Source organism: Pengzhenrongella frigida (assembly GCF_004168625.1).
Lineage (GTDB): Bacteria > Actinomycetota > Actinomycetes > Actinomycetales > Cellulomonadaceae > Pengzhenrongella > Pengzhenrongella frigida.
Genome location: NZ_SDWW01000032.1, coordinates 47,855 through 54,056, shown reverse-complemented (window position 1 = coordinate 54,056; position 6,202 = coordinate 47,855). Strand labels below are relative to the sequence as shown.

The following is a 6,202-nucleotide window of genomic DNA, read 5'->3' as shown; positions in this document are numbered from 1 at the left end:
ACGGCGCAGGCCGCGGACGAGCTGGCCCGGATGGCCGCCGAGCTGCAGCAGCTCGTCGGGCAGTTCCGCTCCTGACCCACCTCGGACCCCTGCGATTCACCCCGTTTCGGGGTGCAACGCGGGGGTTCGTGGCGTTGCCAGGGCGAACGTCCTTGGTCGCTTCGCCTTCACAAGGGCAGAATCATCCCCGCCGCCCGAACGGGACGGCACCCAAGGAGGACTGATGACTGCGCCCGAAGATGCGAAGGTGCTCGTGATCGCTGCGCTGGCGGAGCGTGCGCCGGGCGAGCGGCGGGTGGCGCTGGTGCCCGAGGTGGTCGAGAAGCTGGTCGGCCAGGGGTTCGAGGTGCTGCTCGAGACGGGTGCTGGGGCTGAGGCGCTGTTCTTCGATGATGCGTACCTCCAGGCGGGCGCGAAGGTCGCCCCGGCCGACGAGGTGCTGGCCGCGTGCGACGTGCTGCTCGCGGTCCGTCGGCCGTCGGCCGCGGTGCTGGCCCAGCTGCGCCCCGGTCAGGTCGTGATCGGCCTGCTGGACGGGCGCGCCACCGGTGCGGGTCGGTTGGACCTGGACGACGCCGCGGGGCGTGGGGTGCGGCTGCTGAGCCTGGACCTGCTGCCGCGCACGCTGCCGCGGGCGCAGACGATGGACGCGTTGAGCTCGCAGGCGTCGGTGGCCGGGTACCGGGCCGCGATCGTGGCGGCCGAGGCGTTCGCCCGGTACTTCCCGATGATGATCACCGCGGCCGGCACAGCCCGGCCCGCCACGGTGCTCGTGCTCGGCGCCGGCGTCGCGGGGCTGCAGGCGATCGGGACCGCGCGCCGGCTGGGTGCGCAGGTGACCGGGTATGACGTGCGCGACGCCGCGCGCGGCGAGGTGACCTCGATGGGTGCGGCGTTCTTGACGACGACCTCGACGGTTGCCGCGGGCGACGGCGCGGGTGGCTACGCCCGTGCGCTGACCGAGGAGGAGGGCAAGGCCCAGCGGGCCGAGCTCGACGCCGCGATCCGCAAGTTCGACATCGTGATCACCACCGCGCAGGTCCCCGGCGGGGTCCCCCCGGTGCTGGTCACCGCGGCGACGGTGGCGGGGATGAAGCCGGGCGCGGTCCTGGTGGACCTCGCGTCGGGGCCGCTCGGGGGCAACGTCGCGGGCTCCGTGCCCGACTCCACGGTCGTCACCCCGGGTGGGGTGAGCGTCATCGGGGCGGGGAACCTGCCCGCGCAGATGGCCACCGGGGCGTCGTCGGCGTATGCGCGCAACGTCACGGCGTTGCTGGCCGCGATCGTGAAGGACGGCGCTGTGGCGCTGGACCCGGCCGACGACATCGTCGCGGCCGTGTGGATTCGAGCAGAGGGTGCGACCGGTGAGCAGTGAACTTCTGAGCAACCTGGGACTGTTTGTGCTGGCGGTGCTGGTCGGCTTCGAGGTGATCTCCAAGATCCCCGCGACCCTGCACACGCCGATGATGTCGGGCGCCAACGCGATCCACGGGGTCGTGGTGGTGGGGGCGGTGATCGTGGCCGGCCTCGCGGACGACCCGTTCGCGTACTTCCTGACGTTCGTGGCGGCGGCGTTCGCCGCGATGAACGTGGTCGGCGGATACGTGGTCACCGACCGCATGCTCGGCATGTTCAAGGCGCGCCCGGCGCGCCCCGCGCCCGCTGCCGCCGACGCGTCGTCGTCCGCTGGCTCCGCAACTACTGAAGGTGGCGCGCGATGAGCGGGCTCGAGGTCGCCGTCCGGCTCATCTACCTGGTCGCGGCCGTGTGCTTCGTGCTCGGCCTGCACCTGATGCGTTCGCCCGCCACGGCGCGGCGCGGCAACTGGCTGTCCGCGGCGGGCATGACCGCCGCGATCGTCGCGACCGTGGCCCTGGTGGCCGCGGGCGGGCAGACGTCCGAGGGGGGCACCTACTCGGTGACCGGGTGGGGCTGGGGGATGCTCCTGTCCGGTCTGGCGGTGGGCTCGTTCGCCGGTCTGTACACCGCGCGGGCGGTGCAGATGACCGCCATGCCGCAGCTGGTGTCGATCTTCAACGCGGTCGGTGGTGGCGCGGCTGCCCTGGTCGGGATCATCGACTTCGTCCGTCTCTCGGGTGAGGGCGCGGTCACCGCCGGGTTCTCTGTCCCGGTCGTGCTCGACGTCATCATCGGCTCGGTCACGTTCTCCGGGTCGCTGATCGCCGCGGGCAAGCTGCAGGGCTGGGTCTCCGGGGCGCCGATCACGTTCAAGGGCTCCCGGGCGCTGAACATCGCCGCCGCGGTGGTGGCCCTGGGCGGGGCGGCCTGGTTGGTCGCAGCGCCCAGCGGGTGGCTGCTGGTCGCCGTCGTGATCGCCTCGCTCGGGTTCGGGATCCTCATGGTCCTGCCCATCGGCGGCGCGGACATGCCCGTGGTGATCTCGCTGCTGAACGCCTTCACCGGCCTGGCGGTCGCGATGGCCGGCTTCGTCATCGGCAACCAGATCCTCATCATCGCCGGTGCCCTGGTCGGGGCGTCCGGCACGATCCTCACCAAGCTCATGGCCGACGCGATGAACCGGTCCGTGATCGCCATCATGATCGGCGGCTTCGGCACCGGGGACACCGCCTCCGACGCCGGCGCCGGGGTCGCGGGCGCCGACGTGCGCAAGGTGGACGCCGACGACGTCGCGATCCAGCTCGCCTACGCGACGAAGGTCATCATCGTGCCCGGCTACGGCCTGGCCGCGGCGCAGGCCCAGCGCGAGTGCGGCGAGCTCGGTGCGCTGCTCACCGAGCGCGGCATCACCGTGCTGTACGCGATCCACCCGGTGGCCGGGCGCATGCCCGGGCACATGAACGTGCTGCTCGCCGAGGCCGACGTGCCCTACACGCAGCTGCTGGAGATGGACGAGGTCAACCCCGAGTTCGCCACCTGCGACGTCGCGCTGGTGGTCGGGGCCAACGACGTGACCAACCCCGCCGCTCGCCGGCCGGGCAACGCCATCTCGGGGATGCCCATCCTCGACGTCGACCAGGCCCGCTCGGTGATCGTCATCAAGCGGTCCCTCGGTCACGGGTACGCCGGGCTCGACAACGAGCTCTACGGCCAGCCCCAGACCGGGATGCTGTTCGCCGACGCCAAGAAGGGCCTGCGCGAGATCCTCGCGGCGGTCAAGACGCTCGTCGGCTGATTTCGACCGGCACGATCCATGTAGCACCCGCAGTCCGCGGGCGGAAGGTCCTGGCCGTCACCCCGGTGATCAACGGTAGCCTGACGACGCATACCTACTCGTTCGACAAAGGAGCATCCATGGCTAGCATCGAGGCTGTAGGCGCACGCGAGATTCTTGACTCGCGCGGCAACCCGACCGTCGAGGTCGAGGTCGCACTCGACGACGGCACGATCGCCCGCGCGGCGGTTCCCTCCGGTGCCTCGACCGGCGCCTTCGAGGCCGTCGAGCGCCGTGACGGCGACAAGTCCCGCTACCTGGGCAAGGGCGTCGAGGACGCGGTCAACGCCGTCATCGACGAGATTGCTCCCGAGCTCATCGGGTTCGAGGCGAGCGAGCAGCGTCTCGTCGACGCCGCCCTGATCGACCTCGACGGCACGTCCAACAAGGGCAAGCTCGGCGCCAACGCGATCCTCGGCGTGTCCATCGCCGTGGCCAAGGCCGCTGCGGACTCCGCCGACCTGCCGCTGTTCCGCTACCTCGGCGGACCGAACGCGCACGTGCTGCCGGTCCCGATGATGAACATCCTCAACGGTGGCTCGCACGCCGACTCCAACGTCGACATCCAGGAGTTCATGGTCGCCCCGATCGGCGCCACGACCTTCCGCGAGGCGCTGCGCACCGGTGCCGAGATCTACCACTCCCTGAAGTCGGTGCTCAAGTCGAAGGGCCTGTCCACGGGCCTCGGCGACGAGGGCGGCTTCGCCCCGAACCTGTCCAGCAACCGGGCCGCGCTCGACCTGATCCTGGTCGCGATCGAGAAGGCTGGCTTCGTTGCCGGTAAGGACGTCGGCCTCGCGCTCGACGTCGCCGCGACGGAGTTCTTCAAGGAGGGCGCCTACCAGTTCGAGGGGAAGGCGACCACGTCCGACGAGATGATCGCGTACTACGAGCAGCTCGTGCGCGACTACCCGCTGGTCTCCATCGAGGACCCGCTGTCCGAGGACGAGTGGGCCGGTTGGTCCTCGCTCATGTCCCAGGTCGGCGACCGCGTGCAGATCGTCGGTGACGACCTGTTCGTCACGAACCCGATCCGCCTGGCCAAGGGCATCGAGCTCAAGAGCGCGAACTCGCTCCTGGTCAAGCTCAACCAGATCGGCACCCTGACCGAGACGCTCGACGCCGTGGACCTCGCGCACCGCGCGGGCTTCACCGCGATGGTCTCGCACCGCTCGGGCGAGACCGAGGACGTCACGATCGCCGACCTCGCGGTCGCGGTCAACGGTGGCCAGATCAAGACCGGTGCGCCCGCCCGTGGCGAGCGCATCGCGAAGTACAACCAGCTGCTCCGCATCGAGGAGGAGTTGGACGACGCCGCGGTCTACGCCGGCGCCAGTGCTTTCCCGCGTCACAAGCAGGCCTGACAACCTCAGGCCCAGTATCGGCGAGCGGCACCTGCGCGAGCTGATCCACCGGAGCCCGGTATCCCGACACGGGATGCCGGGCTCCGGTGCGTTCGGGCGACGGACACGCGAAGGGCGGCACCTGCACCGGGTTGACGCCGGCGCGGGGGAGAATCGATGCATGTCCGCCCGCCGACCGAACGCGCCGCACGCCGGCGACCGGGAGACGGGCGCGCGCCGGACGAACCCCGGGCCCGGGGCGGGAGCCGGCGCCCCGCGGCGTCCGGCGGCACCACGCACCGCTTCTCCTCGGCCCGCGGCGCCCTCGGTCGGGGCGCGCTCTTCCGGCCACGGCCCGAGCCGGCCCGCCTCGCGATCGAACGGCACCGGCCCGTCGTCGGGGTCGTCCTCGGGCGGTCGGGGTACTGGTGGGACCGACCGCGGTCCGGTCCAGGGCTCACGGCTGCCCCGGCTGTTCAGCGTCCGCGCGCTCGTGCTGTTCGTCGTCGTGCTCCTCGCGTTCGTCCTGCTGTTTCCCACCGTGCGCGCGTATCTCGCGCAGCGGGCGGACAACGACCGGCTGGTCCAGCACGTGGCTCAGGCGCGCGCCGAGAACGAGGACCTCGCCGCCGAGCTCGATCGCTGGACGGACGATGCCTACGTCGCGGCCCAGGCCCGGGAGCGGCTCGCGTTCGTGCTCCCCGGCGACACGGCCTTCCGGGTGGTCGACCCCGAGACGGTCCACGACCCCGCCGCGCCGCTCGTCGATGTGACCGGGAGCGGACCTGCGCTCGCCGCCGAGGGAACCACGACACCGTGGTACGCCACGATCTGGGAGTCGGTGCGGATCGCGGGGGAGGCGGACGTCGCTGATCCGCTGCCGACCCTGCCGGCCGACTCGCCGACCGGCGTGCCCACCAGCCAGCCGACCGATCCGGCGATCAGCCCCCCGGCCGACCCGCCGGCCGACCCGCCGGCCGACCCGGCCGCGCCCTGAGTGCCTGGCGACGCATCCCGCCCGATCGCCTGCCCCCGCCTGCTCCTCGCCCGACCCCGCCCCGACCTGTGAACGGATCACCGTGACCGAGAATCCCCGCCCGTACACGACCGGCCCCGAGGTCGTCGAGCGTGATCTCGACACGCTCCGCGAACAGCTCGGGCGCGTCCCGCGCGGCGTGGTCGGGATCGCTGCGCGCTGCGTGTGCGGCCGCCCGCTCGTGGTCCGCACGGCGCCGCGGCTCGACGACGGCACCCCGTTCCCGACCACGTTCTACCTCACCTGCCCGCCGGCGGTGCAGGCGGTCAGCACGCTCGAGGCGGGTGGCCTGATGAAGGAGTGGACCGCCCGGCTGGGACGCGATCCGGACCTCGCGGCGGCGTACGCCCGAGCGCACGAGCACTACCTCGCCGAACGTGAGGCGCTCGGCCATGTCGAGGAGATCGCCGGCATCTCCGCGGGCGGGATGCCCACCCGGGTCAAGTGCCTGCACGTCCTGGTCGGTCACGCGCTCGCCGCCGGCCCGGGCGTCAACCCCCTGGGCGACGAGGCTCTGGCGCTCATCGCCGCCACCTGGACCCCCACCCGCTGCACCTGCTGAGCTGCACCTGCTGAGCTGCACCGCCCGGTCGCCGCGAGCCGGCGGTCGGGAGAGGTGCCTCCAGGGTG

6 protein-coding genes are annotated in these 6,202 nt (G+C 72.1%); all 6 read left to right on the top strand.

All coding sequences use genetic code 11. The annotated features are described in order from the left end of the window. Positions 1 to 223 precede the first annotated feature (223 nt). A complete protein-coding gene (locus tag EUA98_RS13390) occupies positions 224 to 1,375 on the top strand; it encodes a Rossmann-fold NAD(P)-binding domain-containing protein (protein WP_130103187.1) in 1,152 nt (383 codons plus the stop codon). Further along, the gene (locus EUA98_RS13385) at positions 1,365 to 1,721 is read left to right on the top strand and encodes an NAD(P) transhydrogenase subunit alpha part 2 (RefSeq protein WP_130103186.1); all 357 of its coding nucleotides are present in this window, start codon (positions 1,365 to 1,367) and stop codon (positions 1,719 to 1,721) included. The genes EUA98_RS13390 and EUA98_RS13385 overlap by 11 nt, the downstream gene beginning before the upstream one ends. Beyond that, positions 1,718 to 3,154: an NAD(P)(+) transhydrogenase (Re/Si-specific) subunit beta gene (locus EUA98_RS13380; protein WP_130103185.1), complete on the top strand. Its 1,437-nt coding sequence runs from the start codon at positions 1,718 to 1,720 to the stop codon at positions 3,152 to 3,154. Before EUA98_RS13385 ends, EUA98_RS13380 begins: the two co-directional genes overlap by 4 nt. Positions 3,155 to 3,273: 119 nt before the next feature. Next, on the top strand, positions 3,274 to 4,557 hold the full coding sequence (gene eno / locus EUA98_RS13375; protein WP_130103184.1) for a phosphopyruvate hydratase: 1,284 nt from the start codon (positions 3,274 to 3,276) through the stop codon (positions 4,555 to 4,557). A 160-nt stretch (positions 4,558 to 4,717) separates the two neighbouring features. Then, positions 4,718 to 5,533, top strand: a complete 816-nt coding sequence (locus tag EUA98_RS20285) for a septum formation initiator family protein (protein WP_242511494.1) — start codon at positions 4,718 to 4,720, stop codon at positions 5,531 to 5,533. 82 nt (positions 5,534 to 5,615) lie between these two features. Beyond that, complete coding sequence (locus tag EUA98_RS13365; protein WP_130103183.1) at positions 5,616 to 6,134, top strand: DUF501 domain-containing protein; 519 nt, start codon at positions 5,616 to 5,618, stop codon at positions 6,132 to 6,134. Positions 6,135 to 6,202: the final 68 nt, after the last annotated feature.